This window comes from Sphingomonas sp. GC_Shp_3 (genome assembly GCF_026540945.1).
Classification (GTDB): domain Bacteria; phylum Pseudomonadota; class Alphaproteobacteria; order Sphingomonadales; family Sphingomonadaceae; genus Sphingomonas.
In genome coordinates this window covers 72,780-93,816 of the sequence record NZ_JALNUT010000009.1, presented here as the reverse complement: position 1 = coordinate 93,816, position 21,037 = coordinate 72,780, and the positions used below count along the sequence as shown (strand labels likewise).

Here is a 21,037-nt window from a genome sequence, read left to right as displayed (position 1 = left end):
TTAGCCGTCGGAGCAAGTATGCCCCTGATGTTGAGGATGTAGCTTGATGGACGGACAGCAGTCCCGCGATCCCGCCGATGCGGTCCTCGGCCGAGCGCAGGTGCGGATCGACGGCCCCGCCAAGGTTTGCGGAGCTGCTGAATTCCCGGGCGACTTCCATCCGCGCGATCTCGCATACGGCGTGCTCGTCACCAGCCCGATGGCGCGGGGGCGGATCGTCCGCATGGACACGTCGGTCGCCCAGCGCAGTCCGGGCGTGCTCGACATCCTTACCTATCGCAACGTCGGTAACGCCGTGGCGCCGGTGGGTCACATGATGGCGGACGGCTGGGCGAACAGCACGCTGCGGCCGCTCGCGTCGTCGGAAATCCATTACGCCGGACAGATCGTTGCGGTGGTCATCGCCGCGACGCTCGAACAGGCGCAGGCGGCGGCGCTGGCGATCCGCATCGGCTATGAAGGCGCGCCGCATGTCGGCGGGCTTGGCGCGACGGGCGCCGTGTCGGAGCCGCTCGCCAGCTTTCGTGCCGGGTATGAGGACCGTCACATCGGCGACTTCACGGGTGCGATCGCTGGGGCGGTCGCCAGCATCGACGTGGCGTATACGACGCCGATCCAGCATCATAATCCCATCGAGCTGCCGGATACGACCTGCGTCTGGAATGGCGACACGCTGACCGTTTACGAACCGACCCGCTTCATCGGCGCGGCAAGGAATGGCCTCGCCGCGCAACTTGGCATCGATCCCGCCAAGGTGAGGGTGATCGCACGGTTCATCGGCGGCCATTTCGGCGCCAAGCTCGGCCTGTCGCAGCACACCGTGTTCGCCGCGATCGCCGCGCGTCGGGTGCGGCGCCCGGTGCGGATCGTGGTGAGCCGTCGCGACAATTTCACCATCGCCAACCACCGGACCGAAACGCATCACGCGATCCGGCTTGGCGCGGATGCGGACGGGCGGTTCGTGGCGCTGTCGCATACCGCGACCACGGCGACATCGCGCTTCGACACCTTCGCGATGGAGGGCACCGACGTCAGCACCGCGCTGTACGCCTGCGCCAACATCGCCAGTGAGGAGCGCGTCGCGCGCGTGGACCGCAATACCCCGGGTCCGATGCGCGCGCCGCCGGAGGTGCCATATCTTTTCGCGCTAGAGTGCGCGGTGGACGAACTCGCCCACGCCATGCGGATCGATCCCGTCGCGCTGCGCCGGCGCAACGATACGGCGACCGATCCGGTCACCGGCCACCCCTTCACCACCCGCCCGCTGATGCGCTGCTTCGACGCCGGTGCCGCCGCGTTCGGTTGGGAGCGGCGATCAGCACGACCCGGCGAGACGCGCGACGGACGGTGGCGGATCGGTCACGGCTGTGCCGCCGCAGCCCGGCCGGCCAAGATCGGCCCGGCGATCATCCGCGTACACCAGACCAGCGACGGCATCGTCCACGTCCAGACCGCGCATCACGAGATCGGCAACGGCCTGTACACGCTGCTGGCGATGGTCGCGTCCGAGCGGCTCGGCGTTCCGCTTGCTAGCGTCAACGTCGAACTCGGCGACACCGCCCTGCCCGCGGCCGGCATCTCCGGCGGATCGTCGACAACGACCACGCTGGTGAACGCACTTGCCGAGGCGTGCCGGCAGCTTCGCGCGCAGCCGTCCGACCGGGCACGCTCCGTCGAAGTCGCCTTCACGCCACCGGGCGCGGAGCCCTCCGCGATCGACGACCTGAAAAAGGGCCATCTCAAGCTGATGAGCACGCCCAAAGATCGACTGGCATGGAGCTTCGGCGCGCATTTCATCGAGGTCGGCGTGCATTCCGATACAGGCGAGGTGCGCGTCCGCCGCCACGTCGGCGCCTTTGCCGCCGGACGCATCATCAATCCGCTGACCACGCGCAATCAATTGCTCGGCGGCATGATCTGGGGTCAGAGCGCGGCGTTGTTCGAGGGGACCATCGTGGATCCGGCGACGGGCGCCTACCTGAACCGGGACCTCGCCGAATATCTGGTGCCGACCGCTGCGGACATCGGCGAGATGACCGCAATCATGGTCGAGGACGAGGACCAGGCCGTCAACCCGGAGGGCGTGAAGGGACTCGGCGAGATTGGTATAATCGGCGTGAACGCAGCAGTGGCAAATGCCGTTTTCAACGCGACGGGGCGTCGTATTCGCAATCTGCCGATCCGCGTCGAACAGATGCTGTGACATAGGTGCTAGGGCTTGCCGAACCACCTTTGCAGGCGGAGACGGATGCGGAGGAACCGCAGATATGCCCGCTCCAACGCATGCAACACAAGGCGATGCCGCGCCATCAGACCGAGCGGCCGCAGCAGCGGAATCGCGCGCCACATAGCGGCAAACGCGGCCGCGCCGGACAGGAGACGCCCGTCCTCCATCGCATGAAACCGGGCCAGCAGTTCGGCGCGGTCGACCGGGCAGGTCGCAGGTCCGGCCGCATCGACGAAATCGATCCGTCCGCGGGTATCCAGCCGCCGCATGAGCGCGATTTCGCGGCGGCATAGCGGGCAATCGCCGTCGTACCAGACGGAAAGACTCACCGCGTCCGGGCCGGATTATCGCGCCAGATACGCCCGGCCAGCAACGTGGCGAAGCCGAGCCAACCGACGAACGGGACGCCCATCGCCGCAGCCGGCCTGTCCACTTTCGCGGCGGTGGCGACATAGGCGGCGCTGCTCGCCACCATCGCGCCGGACGCCATCGCGCTCGCCGCCAGTCGCTTTTCCCTGAAGAACAGCTCCGTCCAACCGCCTACCATCGCGGTATTCAGCAGCCACAGCCCGACCGCCGCATTGCGCGTCCGGCCGGAGGGATGCCGCAACAGCCGATAGCCACCGACCGCCAGCCCCGTTTCTAGCACGGGCCACACTGCCCCGAACACCGCATCAGGCGGCGTGTAGCCGGGCTTGTCGAGCCGGCGATACCAGCGGCGAATACGCGGATGCGTGCGATCCGGCGCATTGCGACGGCCGAGCACGGCACTGGCGCCAAGCACGATCCCGACCGCCGCCAACGCGGCGAGCGGCGTAAGGCCGACGTCAGGCTTGGCAGGTGCGTCCACGCTCATGCCTGCCCTAGGTAGCGCTCGAGATCATCGCTGCCGCCGATCCTCTCATCGTTGATGAAAATCTGCGGCGTGGTCGCGACGCCCTGTTCTTCCTCGAACGCGTCCACTTCCGCGCGCGACCGCAGGATGCGATCATCGACCTGGAAGCCCGCATTCTCCAGAATGTCCTTCGCGCGGACGCCGAACGGACACGTATGATCGGGCAGAATCATGCGGTAGAGCGTCGCGGTCTTGTCCTCAGCCATCAGGCACCTCCTCGGGCACGATCGCCCGTGCGGCTACAGCGTTTCAGCCGGCACAGCGTTCCAACGGCACCGGCGCGCTGGGAATGGCGGCACGGATCCATCACGGCGCCGCAGAGTTCTCCGGACAGACAGTAGCATTCCGCCGCTAACCCCCTCCCGCTGCGCCGGATTGCCGGCCAACAAGGACAGACCGATGCAGACCCGCAAACTTGGCCAGCAGGGCCTCGAAGTCTCCGCGCTTGGCCTCGGCTGCATGGGGATGTCCGATTTCTACGGCAGTCGTGACGAGGCCGAGGCGGTGGCGACCATCAACCGCGCGCTCGATCTTGGCGTCACCTTTCTCGATACCGCCGACATGTACGGCGTCGGCGCCAACGAAGCGCTGGTCGGCCGCGTCGTGCGGAAACGCCGCGACTGGATCGTCGTGGCAACCAAGTTCGGCAACGTGCGCGGCGAGGATGGCAGCTTCAAAGGCATCAACGGACGTCCCGACTATGTTCGCGCCGCCTGTGACGCCAGTCTGAAGCGTACCGGACTGGACTTCATCGACCTCTATTATCAGCACCGCGTCGACCCCGCCGTACCGATTGAGGAGACGGTGGGCGCGATGGCGGAACTGGTGCAGGCGGGCAAGGTCAAGTATCTCGGCTTGTCCGAAGCCGCACCCGCGACGATCCGCCGTGCCCACGCGGTGCATCCGATCACCGCCCTCCAGACCGAATATTCGCTGTGGAGCCGGGATGTGGAGGCCGAAATCCTGCCCGTCTGCCGGGAGCTTGGTATCGGCTTCGTGCCGTATAGCCCGCTCGGCCGTGGTTTCCTCACCGGTCAGTTCAAGACACCGGACGATCTCGACCAGGGCGACAGCCGTCGCAATCATCCCCGCTTTCAGGGCGAGGCGTTCCAGAAGAACCTTGATCTCGTCGCGGCAATCCGCGCGATGGCGGCGGACAAGGGCTGCACGCCGGCGCAGCTGGCGCTCGCCTGGGTGCTCGCGCAGGGCAAGGACATCGTACCGATCCCGGGCACCAAACGGCGGACGTATCTTGAAGACAATCTCAAGGCGCTCGACGTGGTGCTGAGCGCAGCGGACTTCGCCCGCATCAATGCGATCCTGCCGCCGGGCGCGGCGGAGGGGGCACGCTACCCGCAAGCATCCATGGTCGCTATCGACCGATAGGCTTCACGCCACCCTGCCACGGGGCGTGGCGCCCTACCCTGATTAAGGCACGTCACGGTGCATAAAGTCTTGACCGCGCCGACGGCAGAGGCCCTACGCGCGACCATGATCGCGCCCGAACGTGCAATATCGATGGTGTCGAAGCTGCGCCGTCCAAAGGCGCTGTCGCCGTTAATGACCCAGGAACAAATTGCCGTTTGCATTGATTGCCGCTGCAGTGCAGCAAGTAAAGTCATGGACGGAGCACACGCCTTTGCCTTTTCTGCGTAGTCCGACCCGCTTCATCCTCCACTATGTCGCCGCGCGACCGTGGATCTTCCTGGCATTGGGGCTGCTCGTCGCCGGAGCTTCGCTGAGTTCGATCGGCGTGCAATATGCCATGAAACTTCTGGTCGATGCGATGACCGGTGACGTTCGCGCGCGCGGCACGGTCTATGCGGCGCTGGGCGTCTTCCTCGGCCTCGTCATACTGGAGAGCCTGTTGCAGCGTGTCGCCGCACTGACGCTCGGCCACGCTACCGTGTCCTCCGGGGTCGGCATCAGGCTCGACATGGTGGAGTATCTCACCGGCCATCAGATGCCGTTCTTCCAGAACCAGCGGGCAGGTTCGCTCGGACACCGCATCTCTGGCCTCGCAGGGATCTTCGGCGCGATTGTTCACCGCTTGCTGCAGGAGGTGACGCCGCCGCTGATCGCCTTTGTCGGCGCGATGCTGATCTTCGTCACCATAGACGTGGCGATGGCCGCGATCCTCGGCGTGGTGTTCATTGCCGTCACCGCGACGCTGATCCTGCTCGGGCTGCGCGGCCATGTCCATCACAAGGCCTTCGCCGAACACGCCGGCACCGTCGGCGGCGAGCTGATCGACCTGATCGGCAACATCTGGGTGGTGAAGGCGTTCGCCGCACGCGACCGCGAACTCGAGCGGCTGGAAGGCTTCCTGGACGAGGAAGCCAGTGCACAGCGGCGTGGCTGGTTCTTCGTTGAACGGATGCGTGGCTTGCACGACATCGCGCTCGCCGTCCTCGTCGGGGGTACGCTGATCTGGGCGATCGGTCGCTGGTCGACGGGTGCGATCTCGACTGGCGATGTCGTCATCATCAGCACGATGACGTTTCGCATCCTGCACGGTTCGCGCGATCTCGCCATGGCGTTGATCGATACCAGCCAGCAGTTCAGCTATTTGCGCGAGACGCTCGACATCATCGGCGTTCCCCAGACCTTGAACGACGCGCCTGACGCGGCGCGGCTGCGGGTTGGCGAGGGAAGCGTCGAACTCGCAAGCGTCACCTTCGGGTACGATCCCCATGAGCCGGTGATCCACGACCTGACGCTGACGATCCCGGCCGGGCAGAAGGTCGGTATCGTGGGTTCATCGGGAGGGGGTAAATCCTCGCTCCTCCAATTGATGCAACGCTTTCACGATCCACAGATCGGCCACATCGCCATCGATGGCCAGCGCATCGACCAGGTCACGCAGGAATCTCTGCGCGATGCGATCGCGGTGGTGCCGCAAGAAGTGCTGCTGTTCCATCGCTCCGTGATGGACAACATCCGTTTCGCGCGTCCTGACGCCAGCGACGAGGACGTGCACCGTGCCGCCGAGGCGGCCGGATGCGATGATTTTATCCGTCGCCTCGCACATGGCTATGACAGTATCGTCGGGGAACGTGGCGCCAACCTGTCCGGGGGCCAGCGCCAACGCATCGGCATCGCGCGCGCTTTCCTGAAGAATGCGCGTGTCGTGCTGCTCGACGAAGCGACGAGCGCGCTCGATTCCGAAAGCGAGCTCGAGGTGCAGAACGGGCTCGACGCGCTGATCCGCAACCGCACCGTCATCGCGGTCGCGCACCGCCTGTCGACGATCGTCGGCTTCGACCGGGTGATCGTGGTGGATCGCGGGCGAGTCGTCGAGGACGGACCGCCGCAGCAGCTGCTGCGGCAAAAGGGTGGCGCCTTTCGGCAGCTTTGGGTCATGCAGGTCGAGGGGCTTGAACGCTCGTCAAGCTACCCGAGGGACTTCGCGGCTGCTGGGGAACGGCTGCGAAGCGCGTCGGTGGAACGCGGGCGCCAGTTACGCGGCGCGATCGTAAGCGCCTGGTCGAACGTCGCGGAGCGCGATCTCCGATAAAGGTTTCGCGCGCCCGTTTGCCATGACGCGGGCAACGCTTCCGACGCGTTTTCTACACCTCGCCGCGCCGCCTTTCGTTGCGAACATGCCCTCGCCCGGTCCGCGTAGCCACGCAGCCGCAGCCTGTGCAGTTGTACGCCTGACACAACGCCAGCAAAACCGACATCGATGTCAGAAATGTTTTGACACACTCGCGCGGTTTTGCTTCTGGGGGTTCAAGCTCGTGACAAACGGGCGATCTCGGAGGGAATTGATAATGACGCGGCAAGTACTTGCTGCGAGCACGGCGCTCGCGGCTGCTCTCGTGTTTTCATCTGCAGCACATGCTCAGGCAGATGCCACCACACAACCTACTGCGAGCCCTGCGGGGCCAACGCCGGCGGCACAGCCATCGGACGCGACCAACGGTTCCGGACAGATCCAGGACATCGTCGTCACCGCGACCAAGCGCGAAACCAGCCTCCAGCGCACGCCGATCGCAATCTCCGCGTTCAGCCAGGCCACGCTCGATCGCCAGCAGGTTCGCGACGTGACCGGTCTCGCCAATTTCGTGCCGAGCCTGCACTTCGCGCAACAGGGCGATCAGGGCGCGATCCTGCTGACGCTGCGCGGCATCGGCAACGACGCCGCCTATACCGAAGTCGCCGATCCCGAGGTGGCGATCTATGTCGACGGCATCTATTCGCCGCGCGCGCAGGGTGCGTCGGTGTTGATGTACGACATGGAGCGTGTCGAGGTGCTGCGCGGCCCGCAAGGCACGCTGTTCGGCCGCAACGCGACGGTCGGCGCGGTCAGCCTCATCACCGCCAAGCCGCAGCTCGACGGCTTCCACGCCAGCATCGAGGCGGTCGGCGGCGCCTATAACCGCTTCGGCACGCGCGGGATGATCAACATTCCCGTCACCGACAATTTCGCGTTGCGCGCCGCCTTCATCACCGATCGGCACGACGGCTATATCGATTACCAGCAGGCACCGGACGTGGCGGGCGTGAACCGCTCCGCCTTCGTGACCAGCGGGCAGAAATACTATGCCGGTGACCAAAAATCCGCGCGCCTGTCCGCGCTGTGGGATCTCGGCCGCTTCAAGTGGAACCTGTCGGGCGAATATTACAAGGATACCGGCTCCCCGATCCTCAGCCTGTTCCAGACGCCGCGCGCCGGGCAGAAGTTCTGGTCCGCGCTGGTCGACACCGCACCGCAGACCGATCGCTATTCGTGGGGCATCCGCTCCAACATGACGTACGATCTCTCGGATCATATCGAGGCGGCCTATATCGCCGGCTTCACGCGTGTCGGCGGCAGCGCCGATTCGGATGCCGATTCCGGCGCGCATCCGCCGTTCAGCAACCCCGACGGCTCGCTCAACCTGCCCAACGACAGCTTCGGTGAAAACAACACCGCCTTCTCCCGCTACGACTTCTGGAGCCATGAGCTTCAGCTCAAGTCGATCGGTGCGAACGCGATCGACTGGATCGTCGGCGGCTATTACAGTCACGAGGTCAACAAGATCCGTTTCGATATCGACCAGCGCAACGGCTATCGCAACGGCACGTTCAACTGGGCGGGCAGCTTCATCCAGGCCGACCGCGAGATCGATTCGCGCGCCGCGTTCGGCCAGGCGGTGTGGCACGTCACCGACAAGATCAACCTGACCGGCGGCCTACGTTATACCAGCGACGAGAAGCGCGATATCGGCGGCCGCAACGTCACCTTCTCGGGCTGTTCGGCCACGCTCGCACCCGCCACGCTCGCCGCCTGTCAGGCGGCGGTGCCGAACCTGCCGGGCATCTTCACGGTCGATCTGCATCAAGCCGGCAACGCGCAGGATCTGGTCAACACGCTGAATGCGCAGACCGCGCAGTACGGCAATCTGTGGGGCATCTCGAACAACGATGCCTATGGCAAATGGAACAAGCTGACCTGGCTTGCCCGTGCCGATGCCCAGATTACGCAGGGCACTCTGGCCTACGGCAGCGTCAGCACCGGTTTCAAGTCGGGCAATATCGAGGATGGCGGGCTGCTCGCCGGCCCCGAGACGCTGACCAACTACGAAGTCGGCACCAAGTCGCGGTTCTTCGACAATCACGTAACCCTGAACCTCGCGGCATATTACGAGGACTTCAAGGGCTATCAGGTCAACCAGGCGGTGACGACGCGCAACGCGGCGGGCGACATCATCGGCAGCCAGATCATCACCACCAACGCGAAGGGCGCGAAGGCCTACGGCTTTGAGGCGGAGATGACCGCAAACCTGACGCGGACCGACCGGATCAACCTGTCGGGCACGTACCAGCACACCGAGTTCAAGGATCTCTTCACGGTCGACAACCGCATCTACAACAACACGCCCGACAATATCGAGAACCTGAAGGGCAACCAGCTGCCGCACGCGCCGCACTTCTCGGCGACCGGCACCTATGAGCATGATTTCGAGCTGGCCAATGCCGGGCGGATCACGCCACGCTTCACGCTGCATTACGAAACCAGCAGCTGGCTGACCTACTTCAACGGCGATGTCGCATCGCGCTATCCGACCGCAAATCAGGCCGGCAAGGGGCTGCTCGGCACCGCGTTCGACAAGCAGGACGCGTTCGCACGGATCGATCTCGGGCTGAACTATACCGCACCGGGTGGTCAGTACGAGGTCGAGGCGTTTGCACTCAACCTGACCGATCATCGCATCCGCACCAGTTCGGGCGTGTCCGGAACGGTCGGCACGAACGGCCTGTCGACGGTGTTCCTGTCCAACTACGAACCGCCGCGCACCTGGGGCGTCCGCGTCCGCGCCAAGTTCTGATCGTCCCCCAAGTCTCCTCCCAAGGAGCCTGACTGCGGCCACTGCCCTCCTCACGGCAGGACAGTGGCCGCCATTTTCAAAGCGGCTTGATGTCAGGCATGAGGGTTGATCCACAAAGATCATGGGCGGAGTGGCCACGATGACCAGACGGATTGTGATCGTCGGCGGCGGGACTGCCGGGTGGCTCAGCGCCGCCTATCTAGCGCGTGCGTTGCCACGTCCGCCACACGCGAACGGCTGGGCGATCACACTGGTCGAAAGCGCGGACATCCCCACGATCGGTGTCGGCGAAGGCAGCTTCCCGACCCTTCGCTCCACCATCGCGACGCTAGGTCGCAGCGAAGCGGAGTTCATCCGCGCCAGCGACGCGACCTTCAAACAGGGCGTGCGTTTTACCGGCTGGGCTGGCCGCGCCACGCCGGGACGTCCCGCCGACGACTATTTCCACCCGTTCAATCTGCCGCTCGGCGGCGACACGCCGGGGCTGTTGCCGTTTTGGCTCGATTCCGCAGGCGACCCGAACCGCCCCGCCTATGCCGACGCCGTCACCACCCAGGAACGCGTGATCCGCGCCGGCAAAGGCCCCAAGCGCCCGCAGGACCCCGATTTCGGCGGGCCGATGAATTACGCCTACCATTTCGACGCCGCCAAGCTGGCCTCATGGCTGCGCGAGGTTGCCACCGCCAACGGCGTAACGCGGATCGAGGCGACGATCGCCTCGGTCGAACGTGACGCGAGTGGTAATATCGCGTCGGTGACACCAGCGGGCGGTGCGCCGGTAGCGGGTGAGATCTTCCTCGACTGCTCGGGGTTTCGCGCACTGCTGATCGGTGAGACGCTGGACGCGCCGTTCCGTGACGTGGGCGACGTTCTGTTCAACGATCGCGCCATCGCAATGCAGGTGCCGAGCGCGCCGGACGCGCCGATCGCGCCCTATACGCTGGCGACCGCGCATGATGCGGGCTGGATCTGGGACATCGGCCTGTCGGGGCGACGCGGCACCGGCTGCGTCTATTCGAGCCGCCATATGTCGGACGATGCGGCCGAGGCGGTGATCCGCCGGTACAATGGTGTCGACCTGCCCACCCGTCTGCTGCGCTTCCGCACCGGCTACCGCGAACGCCAGTGGGTCGGCAACACGGTCGCGATCGGCCTGTCCGCCGGCTTTTTCGAGCCGCTGGAATCGACCGGGATCATGCTGATCGAGGTTGCCGCGCGCATGGTCGCGGATATGCTGGCCGGGCCGCTCGACGCGGACGCGATCGCCGGCGCGGCACGCACCTTCAACCGGCAGATGACCGCGCGGTTCGCGGCGATCGTCGAGTTCCTCAAGCTGCATTACTGCGTCAGCCAGCGTACGGACACGCCGTATTGGCGCGACAATGTCGATCCGGCGAGTTGGCCGGAGGGGCTGCGTGACAAGCTTGCGCAATGGCGCCACCGGCTCCCCTCGCGGTTCGACTTCGTGGCCGACCAAGAGACGTTCTTGCCGCCGAGCTGGGCGTTTATCCTGCACGGGCTTGGCTTCGCGACCGAAGCGGGGCGCGGCGCACTTGATGCAATGCCGCGCGAGGCACAGGATGCCATCGCAACCTTCGGCAAGATCCGGCAGGCTGCCCAGCAGGCCGTCACGCACCTGCCCGACCACCGTTCCCTCGTCCTGCACTATCACCGAGCCCGTTGAGAGGTCCTATGCGCGCGATCCTTACCCCGAAGCGTTTCCTGCTGCTCGCCGGCGCGGCGTGCGTGTCTCTTTCCGCAGCGGCCAGCGCCGAGCAGCCCGAGCAGGCGTCGTGGCTGAACCGCAAGCTCGGCGCGGAAGCGCGCGCCGATGCGCTGGTGCGTGCCATGACCATGGACGAGAAGATGCAGATCATCCGCACCTGGTTTCCGCCCAAGGCACAAGGCATGCCCGGCGCGCCCGACGACCTCATTCCGTCGGCGGGCGAAATGGTCGGCGTGCCGCGCCTCGGCATCCCGACCCTGCGGGAGAGCGATGCCAGCCTCGGCGTCGCCAATCAGATCGAGCAGCGCAAGGGCGACACCGCGACCGCGCTTCCCGCCAGCCTCGCCACCGCCGCCAGCTTCGATCCCGAAATCGCCTATCAGGGTGGCGCGATGATCGGCGCTGAGGCGCGCGCCAAGCGCTTCAACGTGCTGCTCGCCGGGGGCGTGAACCTGACGCGGGATCCATGGGGTGGGCGCGATTTCGAATATCTTGGCGAGGACCCGCTGCTGACCGGCGTGATGGGGGGGGCGCATATCCGGGGCGTGCAGAGCAATCACATCGTATCGACGATCAAGCACTTCGCGTTCAACGCGCAAGAGACAGGCCGCATGATCGTCGATGCGCGGCTCGACTGGGCCGCTTTGCACGAAAGCGATCTGCTCGCGTTCAAGCTCGGCATTGAGGGCGGCCATCCGGGCTCGGTGATGTGTTCGTACAACCTCGTGAACGGCGACTGGGCCTGCCAGAACAAAACGCTGCTGACCGATATCCTGCGCGGGCAATGGGGCTACAAGGGATGGGTCATGTCGGACTGGGGCGCGGTCCATTCCACCGCCAAGGCCGCGAACGCCGGGCTGGACCAGGATTCCGGCGCCGAACTGGACCGCGAGGATTTCTTTCGCGAACGCCTGAAGGCGGCTGTCGCCAGCGGCGAGGTTCCGAAGGCGCGCTTTGACGATATGGTGCGCAACGTTTTGACCGGCGTGATCGAGACCGGCCTGTACGACGATCCCGTGCCGGCGACGAACCAGCCGATCGATACCGATGCCCATGCGCGGGTCGCGCAGAAGGCCGCTGAGGAAGGCATCGTGCTGTTGCGCAACGCCGGCGGGATGCTGCCGCTTGCCGCGACCGCGAAGCGCATTCTGGTTATCGGCGGCCATGCCGATGTCGGCGTTCTGTCGGGCGGCGGCTCCTCGCAGGTCCGCTCGACCGGCGGGGTACCGGTCGAGATCCCGCTGAAGAGCGGCCCGGCGGCATCGTTCGCGCGCACCACCTGGCATAACAGTTCGCCGATGCGCGCGGTGCAGGCGCTGAACTCCGGCGCCCACGTCAGCTATGTCGATGGGACCGACACCGCGGCCGCAGCCGCCGCGGCGAAGGCGGCGGATCTGGTGCTGGTCTTCGCGACCCAGTGGCGCACCGAAGCGGAGGACGTGACCACGCTCGCTTTGCCTGACAACCAGGACGCGATGATCGCGGCGGTGGCTGCCGCCAACCCGCACACCGTCGTCATCGTCGAGAGCGGCGGCCCGGTGCTGATGCCGTGGCTGGACAAGGTGCCGGCGGTGCTCGCCGCCTGGTATCCGGGCCAGCGCGGCGGCGAGGCGATCGCCAACATCCTGTTCGGCAAAGTCAACCCGTCGGGCCGCCTGCCGATCACCTTCCCCGCTTCGGACCGCCAGGCGCCGCGCCCGCAGCCGTTGGGTCTCGACCGCATCGCGAACGACGACGCCGCCTCCAACGCCGGCAGCGCGGGTGGCGAGGCGCAGGGCTTCACCGCCGACTATCCGGAAGGCGCCGACGTCGGCTACCGCTGGTACGCCAAGCGCGCGCAGCGACCTCTGTTCCCGTTCGGGTTCGGGCTGTCGTATACGCATTTCCGCTACGCCAATCTGAAGGTGTCGGGTGGCGCCGCGCTGACGGTGAGCTTCGACGTCACCAATGCCGGGCCACGCTCCGGCGCGGACGTGCCGCAGCTTTATGTGACACCCCCCACGGGCGGCACTGTCGCCCGCCTGAGCGGTTTCCAGCGGATAGAGCTTCAGCCCGGCGAGACGCGCCACGTCACGCTGAATGCAGAGCGGCGGACGCTGGCGGCATGGGACGAGGCGAGCAAGGGCTGGCATCTCGCCGCCGGCAGCTACCGCGCTGCGATCGGCCACGATGCGCTCGACCTGGTGCTGACCGGATCGGCGACGCTGGCCGACCAACGCTTCGAGCCCTGAAGGGCCGAAGCGCCCTGCGGGCAATCGCGGTCCGGACTACGCCGGGCCACCGCGACGCCTTGCTGGTCGGCTGTCGCGGTTCGCGGTAACGAGAAGGCGTTGTGACGGCCGGACCTGCTCCCTTCGCTGCAAGGCGCCTTTTCCGTCTGTCGGTCGGCGTGTTCGCGATCGGCGGCTTCGTCACGTCGCTGGTCAGTCTGCTGGTGCCACGGCTGACGGCGCTATACGGATCGAATTATTCACACGCGCTTCTCGTGCAGATGGCGTTCTACCTCAGCTACCTGCTCTTCGCCGTGCCGATCGGGCGGATCATAACGCGGCACGGATACATGCGGTCCGCGATGATCGGGCTCGCCATCATGTCGGCGTCGACGGTGCTGCTGCTGATCGCCAACGCGATGCGGTTGTTCCCGCTGCTCCTGCTCGCGTTACTGCTGCTGTCGTGCGGCATCACCTTCCTGCAGATCGCCAGCAACACTGTCGTCGCGATGGTGGGCGCGGCGGACGGTGCCGCGTTCCGACTGAACCTGCTGCAAGGCTGCAACTCCGCCGGCACGATCGCGGCGCCGCTGTTCGGTGCCGCCTTCCTGACCGAAGGGGTCGGCGCGGAAGGTGGGCCGCCGTTCCTGTTCGCGCTTCTCATCCTCGTGGTGCTGACGATCTCCTATGCCCGCAATCGTCGCCTGCTCGACACCGCACCAGCAGCCGAGGTTGCAGTTGGGCGCTTCGATCTGCTTTCCGCGATCCGGGACCGTAAGCTCGTCTGGGGCATGGCGGCGATCTTCGCCTATGTCGGCGCGGAGGTCAGCATCGGCGCGTTGCTTGCCAATTACCTGATGCAACCCGGCACTTTGCACGCGCGCGCCGCCATCGCCGCGCGGATGGTAAGCCTGTATTGGGCGGGCGCCATGGTCGGGCGCTTCGCCGGAAGCATCCTCATGCGGCGGGTCACCCCATCAACGCCGCTGCTGATCGTGGCCCTTTGCGCCGCCGGCTTGACGGCGATCGCCGCCGGTGGCGGCGGGCTGTCCGGATCCGTGGCACTGATCGCGGTGGGGCTGTGCAACGCGATCATGTACCCGACGGTGTACGTTCTCGCGCTTCCGGCGCAGGCGGAACGTGCAACCTCGGCCGCGACGCTGCTGTGCATGGCGGTGGTCGGCGGCGCGGTGATCCCGATGCTGTGTGGCGAGATCGCGGATCGCGCCGGACTGGGCCCCTCGCTCTTCGTGCCGGTGCTGTGCTACCTCGTGGTCGCGGCCTTCGCCGTATCTTGCTCTGGACGGAATTCGGAACGCGCGTGAGTGTCACCAGCATCAAGGATGTAGCCGCTCGCGCAGGCGTTTCGCCAAAGACCGTATCCCGCGTCATCAACGGCGAACGCCACGTTCGCGCGGACAAGCGCGAACGCGTGCTTCAGGTCGTCCGCGAGCTGGATTACAAGCCGAATGCGTTTGCGCGCAGCCTGTCCAGTTCGCGCTCGTATCTGCTCGGGCTGCTGATCGACGATCCGGCATCCGGCTACGCCGCCGACGTGCAGCTTGGCGCGTTGATGCGCTGTCGTGAGAAGAACTACCATCTGATCGTCGAGCGGGTCGAACGGAATACGCCCGGTTGGGAAGCCGAGCTGAGCCGATCGCTTGGCGTGATGAAGCTCGACGGCGTAATCCTCACCCCGCCGCTGTGTGACGACGCAACGTTGGCGGCGCTGCTCGAACAGGCGGCGATCCCGTTCGTGCGGATCGCGCCAAGTGCCGCTGAGGATCTGTCGGGCTTCATCCGCATGGACGATTGTTCGGCGGCGGCGGAGATGACGCGGCATCTCATCGGTCTGGGCCATTGCCGCATCGGGTTTATCAAGGGCGACCCGGCGCACGGCGCGACCTCTGCCCGCCTGCAAGGCTTCATGTCGGAAATGACCCGTGCGAACCTGACCGCCTCGCCCGATCTCATCCGCGAGGGCGACTTCTCCTCCCGCAGCGGGTTTGCCGAAGCCGAGGCGTTGCTCGCGCTCGCCGAACCGCCCACCGCGATCTTCGCGAGCAACGACGACATGGCACTGGGTGCGCTGATGGCGGCGATGCGGCGCGGGCTGGCGGTGCCGCAGACGCTGGCGATCGCGGGGTTCGACGATGCGCCGACCTCGCGCGTGACTTGGCCGCAACTCACCACTGTCCATCAGCCCAAGGCGGCGATGGCCGCCGAAGCCGTCGATATCCTCACCGCTCCGGCCTATCGCGACGCCATGACCGAACCGGCCTATCGCCGCGCGCTCGATTACCGGCTGATGATCCGTGGCAGTACCGATGCCAGTGCGGTCTCGAAACCAAGCGTGCCGTGACAGTGGCGGCGCGCAGGACGTTCAGCGCGCCGAGGTGAAGTCGGCGCCGGCCGGCAGCGTGCGCTCCGGCAGACGGAGCGAAGTCGACATCGGCAGGTCACGCGCCGACCGGCCCAGCCACACCGTGTACGCACCAGCGCGCTGCGACCACGCCCCTTTGCTTTCATCGAACATGGAAAGCAGCCGGGGGTCGACGGTGACGGTCACGGTGCGCGCGACGCCGGGGGCAAGGGTGATCTTGTCAAACGCGCCCAGCCGGCGCGGCGCTTCCCAGTGGCCGTCCGCCGGGCCGACATACACCTGCGGCACATCGGCGCCGGCGCGCTTGCCGGTGTTGCGAACCGTGAAGCTGACCTGCAATGCCTGCCCGGCGAGAACCGCCCGAAGGTTGGAATAGGCGAAACTAGTATAGCTAAGCCCGTGTCCGAACGGCAGCGTCGGCTCCAGCTTGTGCGCGGCATACCATCGGTAGCCGACCGCCGCGCCCTCGGAATAGACCACGTCGAACGGGGTATGCTCTTGCACTCCCTCGCCATCGAGCTTCGGTCGGGGAAGCTGATCGACGCTGCGCGGGATACTGACCGGCATGCGGCCCGACGGGTTGATGCGGCCGCTCAGCACATCGGCGATCACATCGCCACCATCGGTGCCGGGATACCACGCCTCGACCGCGGCAGCGACCCGGTCGAGCCACGGCATCAACACCGGCCCACCCGTTTCAAGGACGACGATCGTGTTCGGATTGGCGCGCGCGACCGCCTCAATCAGCGCATCCTGCCCGTCCGGCAGGGAGATCGAGACGTCGCGCGACTCAGCCGCCCACTGCGTTACGAAGACGATCGCGACATCGCTCGCCGCAGCAAGGCTGGCGGCTGCCGCCGGGTCCTGCCCACCGTCGAAGCCGACCGTTGCGCCCGGCAGGTTGCGGCGCAGCGCCTTCAGCGGTGAAGAGGGTAGGTACACGACCGGCCCCGGCCAACTGGTCGGCTCGACACCCGGTACGGCATTGCCGCCACGCGGATAGACCTGCGCCGAACCGCCACCGGACAGCACGCCGGCATCGGCATGGCCGCCGATCACGGCGATGCGCCTGGCATGTGCGGACAGCGGCAGCACGTCACCCCGGTTCTTGAGCAGGACGATACCCTCTCCCGCCACCTTGCGTGCAACCTCGGCATGCGCGGCGAAGTCGATCGGGGCGAGCCCTACGGGGAAATCGATCACACCCTTGGCGAACATCGTGCGCAGCACCCGCCCCGCCATGTCGTCGAGCCGGGCCTGCGGCACGTCGCCGGCGGCAATCGCAGCGGCGAGTTTCGGACCGAAGTAGAAGTCCTCTGCGCGCTTATACCCGGTTTCCTGATCCTCACCGGCGTTGGCCGCCTTCACCGTCGAATGGGTCGCGCCCCAGTCCGACATGACATACCCCGGAAAGTGCCAGTCGCGCTTCAACACCGTGTTGAGCAGCCAGTCGTTTTCGCAACTGAAGTCGCCGTCGACCTTGTTGTAGGCGCACATGACCGAGCCCGCGTGGCTCTTCTCCAGCGCGATCTCGAAGCCGAGCAGATCGCTCATTCGTGCCGCACTGCGGTCGATCACCGCATTGACGATGTTACGCCCGGTTTCCTGATCGTTCATGGCGTAATGCTTGACCTGACCGATGATGTGCGCGCTTTCGACGCCCCGCGCACCTGCGCCGGCGATGGTGCCGGCAAGCAGCGGATCCTCCCCGGCATATTCGAAGTTGCGGCCGTTGCGTGGTTCGCGGACGAGATCGACGCCACCCGCCAGCATCACGTTGAGGCCCGATGCCCGCGCCTCCGCCCCGATCATCGCGCCGCCCTGCTCCGCCAAAGCGGGATTCCAGGTCGAGGCGATCGCCAGCCCCGATGGCAACGTGGTGCGTTCGAGCGGCTTGTCCCGAAACGCGTTCTGGGTGGCAACGCCCGCGCCCGCGTCGGTCTGCCACTGCGGCGGAATGCCGAGGCGCGGCACACCGGGCACGAACCCCGCCGACGCATAGCGCGCGAGCGGATCGACCTTGTAGCCGGGAAGATCGGAGCCGAACCAGCCGGACAGGATGCTTAGCTTCTCCTCCTGCGTCATCGCGGCGAGAAGCAGCTTGGTGCGCACCTCCGGCGAAAGCTTCGCGTTCATCCACGGCCGTGGTGCGGTGGTGCCCGTCGACTGTTGCGGCTGGGCGGATGCCGCGCCCGATGCGAGGAGGGCTGCGAGCAACGTCGCAAGGGCAACTGACTTCATTCCGGCTCTCCGCACGCTCATGCGCGTTCATCGCTTAACGAAAATGGTAACGCTGGCGCATACGACTTAGGTCGTAGTAGCATTGCGGCGCTGCTGGTCAGCGGCGGCGCGACAAAGCATCCAGGGCGGCGCAGGCGTGCATTCTCAGTTCGGGCTCCCGCGTGACCTCCAGCATCGCGCTCAGGCTGGAACGCGCGGCCTCGACATCGCCGGTGTTCAGTTGCAACCGGGCATGTTCCCACCACGCATGCGCGTTGGATGGCGCGATGACCGTCATGCGCTGGTACAGCGTCAGCGCGCGATCCAGGTTGCCGCCCCGCTCGGCCCGGCTGGCCTGATTCATCAGCAGGCGCACCAGCACGGACCGGTTCGACATCGCCGTCAGATGTTCCGGGCGCGGCGTGGCGTCCCGACCCAGCACCGCGCGCAGCAACGCGGCGAATTGCTCCGCATCCAGCATCGCACCGCCGTCGAACGGATCGATCAGCACCGGCTCCGTTTCCGAGCCGATGCGGGCGACCACATGTCCGGGCGTATTCAGCGCATCCGCCGCCCAGCCAAGCCGACGCGCCGCCGCCACGTAGAGGATGGTAAGGCTGACCGGCAAACCGCGCCGCCGGTCGATCACGCGAATGAGATCGGCATTGTCGGGGTCGTCGTAACTCTGCCGATCGCCGACGAAGCCGAATTCGGTGCCGATTACCCGAGCCAGGATCTTGGCGCGGGCCACCGCATTCTCCGCATCGCCGCCGAGCACGACCAGCCGCTCCGTAATCTCGCCGAGAAGGTCGACGTAAGCGGACAGGTCCAGCCCGGCATGGTCGAGCGCGGCGATCTGAAGCGCCGCCGAGTCAAGCGAGATCGCCTCGTCCTCGAGCAGCCCGATCTGCAGGATCACATCGGTGTTCGGTGTCTCGACCAGCGCCGTACCCTCCTCGTGAAATCGTGTCCGGCGCGTCATGTGATTGCGGCGCCACATCCGGATCGCCGGTGGCGCGGCACCGCCATGCCACCAGAATACGAGGGTAACGCACCGCTCCGCCAGCGGTGCCAACACCGAACGCGTCCGGCCTCGAAATACGGTGCCATGCCAATCGGACCGTGCCAGCCGGAACCGACCGCAGCCCTCGGCTACGCCCTGCCCCCGCAACAGCAGACCGCGAGGGCACCGAACTACCAACCGTCAGTTACACCAATTTACCGGTGCGGATCAGTTCCTTGTACCAGTCCGCGCTGAGCTTGGGCGTGCGCTTCTCCGTCTTGAAGTCGACGTGGTGGATGCCGAAGCGCGTGTTGTAGCCGTCCTCCCACTCGAAATTGTCCATCAGGCTCCACAGGAAATAGCCCTGGATCGGATAACCCTCGCGCACCGCGCGCTGCATGTGGGTGATGCAATTGCGCAGGTACATGATGCGGTCGGCATCGTAGACCTTGCCGTCCGGCGATACCACGTCGTCGGCCGAACAGCCGTTCTCCGAAATGAAGATGCGCTTCGGCTTCCACAGGTCAGACACCGTGCGGATACCCCAGTACAGCACCTCCGGCGCGACATAGAGCCACGGCGACACCATGCGCGGGGAATGCTCCAGATGCGGCAGGATCGCATAACCGCGCGGCTGATCGGGCGCGGCGCGAACGTAGTTGGGCGTGTAGAGGTTAAGCGACACGAAATCGAGCGGGCTGCTGATGATCTTCATATCCCCCGCCTGCACGCGCGGCGCATCCTTGCCCTGTGCGGTCAGATATGTGTCGAGATACTTGCCCTCCATGATCGCGGTGAGGAACATCGCATTCTCCTCGCGCACCGCGGCCTTGGTGGCGGCGATATGCTCGGGCGTTTCGATGACGGGTACGAACATGCTGGTGTTGTCGGCCAGCCCGATCTGGGTGCCGGGTCGCGCGGCGGCGCGGATCGCCTGCACGCCGAGACCATGCGCCAGCACGCCATTATGACGGATCTGGTTGACGTCACGCGGCGGCAGCTTGAGGCCGGGCGCCTTCTGGCCGGTCATGTACGACAGGTCGGTGAAGCAGCGCAGTTCGTTGACCGTCATGATGTGCTTGACGCGGTCGGACAGCTTGCCAGCCATATAGCCGGCGTAATCGGCAAAGGCATAGGCCGTGTCGCGCGACTGCCAGCCGCCGGCGAGCCCGGTCGGCAGATCCCAGTGAAACATCGTCGCATGCGGCGCGATGCCAGCGGCGAGCAACCCGTCGACCAGCCGGTCGTAATAGTCGACCCCCTTGGGGTTGGGCGCCCCGCGCCCGCTCGGGAAGATGCGCGACCATGCGATCGAGAAACGATAGGCGCGGGCGCCAAGCGCCTTCAGCAGCGCGATATCGTCGCGATAGCGGTGGTAGCTGTCGCACGCCACGTCGCCGGTATCGCCGTTGGCGACCTTGCCCGGCGTGTGCGAGAACACGTCCCAATTGGTCGGCCCGCGCCCATCCTCGTTGACGGCACCCTCGATCTGATACGCCGCCGTCGCGCAGCCCCATGCGAAATCGCGCGGGAACGCACCATCCGCCACCGCCGGGCGCGGGCCGGGCTGCGCTGTTGCGGCGCCCGGCGTCAGCAGCGATGTCGCAAGCGCGGCGCCGCCCAGACCCAGTCCCAGTTCGCGGCGCGTTACATCGGCCATTTCATCTCTCCTTGTAGGTCGTTTGCGGCGATCACCGACCGTAGCGTGCGTGATCGTAGGTCAGGGCTGTTCGGCGAGCGAGAAGATCCGGGCGGCATGCGTCCACTTCGCGTCGCGGTCTGCCCAGGGCAAGGGGCGTTGAACGCTGTCCATCCTGCTTTCCCACTCCTGCACCGCTTCGATCGTCTCACGCGTCGGTGCGTAATTCTCGCGCGTCTCCATCACCATGACAAGGCGATTACCGCTGCGAAAGATCTCCATGGCGAGAATGCCCGATCCACGAATGTCCGCGCACACCGCCGCTGGCACCGCCCCGGCGGCGTGCCAGCGTTCGTACCGGTCGATCGCCGCCGCTTCGTCGACGAGATCGATAAGCAGGACTTGGCGTGGCATCAGTGC

Annotated in this window: 16 protein-coding genes; 9 read left to right on the top strand and 7 right to left on the bottom strand. The window is 66.1% G+C overall.

From position 1 onward, the window contains the following. Positions 1-46: 46 nt before the first annotated feature. On the top strand, positions 47-2,203 hold the full coding sequence (locus tag OXR00_RS15645; protein ID WP_267389207.1) for a xanthine dehydrogenase family protein molybdopterin-binding subunit: 2,157 nt from the start codon (positions 47-49) through the stop codon (positions 2,201-2,203). 8 nt (positions 2,204-2,211) lie between these two features. Here OXR00_RS15645 and OXR00_RS15640 read toward each other — a convergent pair whose 3' ends face one another. The 3 genes from OXR00_RS15640 to OXR00_RS15630 are packed head-to-tail and all read right to left on the bottom strand — an operon-like array spanning position 2,212 to position 3,328. Further along, a complete protein-coding gene (locus OXR00_RS15640) occupies positions 2,212-2,556 on the bottom strand; it encodes a DUF393 domain-containing protein (RefSeq protein WP_267389206.1) in 345 nt (114 codons plus the stop codon). After that, complete coding sequence (locus OXR00_RS15635) at positions 2,553-3,083, bottom strand: TspO/MBR family protein (protein WP_267389205.1); 531 nt, start codon at positions 3,081-3,083, stop codon at positions 2,553-2,555. The genes OXR00_RS15640 and OXR00_RS15635 overlap by 4 nt, the downstream gene beginning before the upstream one ends. Beyond that, positions 3,080-3,328, bottom strand: coding sequence for a glutaredoxin domain-containing protein (locus OXR00_RS15630; RefSeq protein WP_267389204.1), 249 nt, complete (start codon positions 3,326-3,328; stop codon positions 3,080-3,082). Before OXR00_RS15630 ends, OXR00_RS15635 begins: the two co-directional genes overlap by 4 nt. 193 nt (positions 3,329-3,521) lie before the next feature. On the opposite strand from OXR00_RS15630, the gene OXR00_RS15625 reads away from it, so the two are divergent. The 8 genes from OXR00_RS15625 (at position 3,522) to OXR00_RS15590 (ending at position 15,734) form a co-directional block, all read left to right on the top strand. Further along, positions 3,522-4,508 (top strand): aldo/keto reductase, encoded by a 987-nt coding sequence (locus OXR00_RS15625; RefSeq protein ID WP_267389203.1) that lies wholly within the window; start codon positions 3,522-3,524, stop codon positions 4,506-4,508. Positions 4,509-4,613: 105 nt separating this feature from the next. After that, positions 4,614-4,778, top strand: a complete 165-nt coding sequence (locus tag OXR00_RS15620) for a hypothetical protein (protein WP_267389202.1) — start codon at positions 4,614-4,616, stop codon at positions 4,776-4,778. After that, the gene (locus OXR00_RS15615) at positions 4,762-6,639 is read left to right on the top strand and encodes an ABC transporter ATP-binding protein (RefSeq protein ID WP_267389201.1); all 1,878 of its coding nucleotides are present in this window, start codon (positions 4,762-4,764) and stop codon (positions 6,637-6,639) included. Before OXR00_RS15620 ends, OXR00_RS15615 begins: the two co-directional genes overlap by 17 nt. A 256-nt stretch (positions 6,640-6,895) precedes the next feature. Beyond that, entirely contained in the window at positions 6,896-9,436 is a 2,541-nt protein-coding gene (locus OXR00_RS15610) for a TonB-dependent receptor (protein WP_267389200.1), read from the top strand. Between the two features lie 139 nt (positions 9,437-9,575). Continuing rightward, the gene (locus OXR00_RS15605) at positions 9,576-11,120 is read left to right on the top strand and encodes a tryptophan halogenase family protein (RefSeq protein WP_267389199.1); all 1,545 of its coding nucleotides are present in this window, start codon (positions 9,576-9,578) and stop codon (positions 11,118-11,120) included. Positions 11,121-11,128: 8 nt separating this feature from the next. After that, entirely contained in the window at positions 11,129-13,393 is a 2,265-nt protein-coding gene (locus tag OXR00_RS15600; protein WP_267389198.1) for a glycoside hydrolase family 3 protein, read from the top strand. A gap of 101 nt (positions 13,394-13,494) precedes the next feature. Then, entirely contained in the window at positions 13,495-14,697 is a 1,203-nt protein-coding gene (locus tag OXR00_RS15595; protein ID WP_267389197.1) for an MFS transporter, read from the top strand. Next, positions 14,694-15,734 carry a LacI family DNA-binding transcriptional regulator gene (locus OXR00_RS15590; RefSeq protein ID WP_267389196.1) on the top strand — a complete coding sequence of 347 codons (1,041 nt, stop codon included), beginning with the start codon at positions 14,694-14,696 and terminating at the stop codon, positions 15,732-15,734. The genes OXR00_RS15595 and OXR00_RS15590 overlap by 4 nt, the downstream gene beginning before the upstream one ends. 21 nt (positions 15,735-15,755) lie before the next feature. Here OXR00_RS15590 and OXR00_RS15585 read toward each other — a convergent pair whose 3' ends face one another. From OXR00_RS15585 to OXR00_RS15570, 4 genes are all read right to left on the bottom strand, one after another. Then, on the bottom strand, positions 15,756-17,996 hold the full coding sequence (locus OXR00_RS15585; protein ID WP_267389195.1) for a glycoside hydrolase family 3 C-terminal domain-containing protein: 2,241 nt from the start codon (positions 17,994-17,996) through the stop codon (positions 15,756-15,758). Between the two features lie 97 nt (positions 17,997-18,093). Beyond that, the gene (locus tag OXR00_RS15580) at positions 18,094-19,050 is read right to left on the bottom strand and encodes a transglutaminase-like domain-containing protein (RefSeq protein ID WP_267389194.1); all 957 of its coding nucleotides are present in this window, start codon (positions 19,048-19,050) and stop codon (positions 18,094-18,096) included. Between the two features lie 133 nt (positions 19,051-19,183). Then, the gene (locus OXR00_RS15575) at positions 19,184-20,638 is read right to left on the bottom strand and encodes a GH1 family beta-glucosidase (RefSeq protein ID WP_242152786.1); all 1,455 of its coding nucleotides are present in this window, start codon (positions 20,636-20,638) and stop codon (positions 19,184-19,186) included. A 60-nt stretch (positions 20,639-20,698) separates the two neighbouring features. Beyond that, complete coding sequence (locus tag OXR00_RS15570; RefSeq protein ID WP_267389193.1) at positions 20,699-21,031, bottom strand: L-rhamnose mutarotase; 333 nt, start codon at positions 21,029-21,031, stop codon at positions 20,699-20,701. Between the last annotated feature and the right edge of the window lie 6 nt (positions 21,032-21,037).

Excerpts from the sequence above, each read along its gene's own strand:
- OXR00_RS15570 (WP_267389193.1), bottom strand. The coding sequence starts at position 21,031 with ATGCCACGCCAAGTCCTGCTTATCGATCTCGTCGACGAAGCGGCGGCG.
- OXR00_RS15635 (WP_267389205.1), bottom strand. The coding sequence starts at position 3,083 with ATGAGCGTGGACGCACCTGCCAAGCCTGACGTCGGCCTTACGCCGCTC.
- OXR00_RS15630 (WP_267389204.1), bottom strand. The coding sequence starts at position 3,328 with ATGGCTGAGGACAAGACCGCGACGCTCTACCGCATGATTCTGCCCGAT.
- OXR00_RS15620 (WP_267389202.1), top strand. The coding sequence starts at position 4,614 with ATGATCGCGCCCGAACGTGCAATATCGATGGTGTCGAAGCTGCGCCGT.
- OXR00_RS15610 (WP_267389200.1), top strand. The coding sequence starts at position 6,896 with ATGACGCGGCAAGTACTTGCTGCGAGCACGGCGCTCGCGGCTGCTCTC.
- OXR00_RS15625 (WP_267389203.1), top strand. The coding sequence starts at position 3,522 with ATGCAGACCCGCAAACTTGGCCAGCAGGGCCTCGAAGTCTCCGCGCTT.
- OXR00_RS15585 (WP_267389195.1), bottom strand. The coding sequence starts at position 17,996 with ATGAAGTCAGTTGCCCTTGCGACGTTGCTCGCAGCCCTCCTCGCATCG.
- OXR00_RS15645 (WP_267389207.1), top strand. The coding sequence starts at position 47 with ATGGACGGACAGCAGTCCCGCGATCCCGCCGATGCGGTCCTCGGCCGA.
- OXR00_RS15600 (WP_267389198.1), top strand. The coding sequence starts at position 11,129 with ATGCGCGCGATCCTTACCCCGAAGCGTTTCCTGCTGCTCGCCGGCGCG.
- OXR00_RS15575 (WP_242152786.1), bottom strand. The coding sequence starts at position 20,638 with ATGGCCGATGTAACGCGCCGCGAACTGGGACTGGGTCTGGGCGGCGCC.
- OXR00_RS15605 (WP_267389199.1), top strand. The coding sequence starts at position 9,576 with ATGACCAGACGGATTGTGATCGTCGGCGGCGGGACTGCCGGGTGGCTC.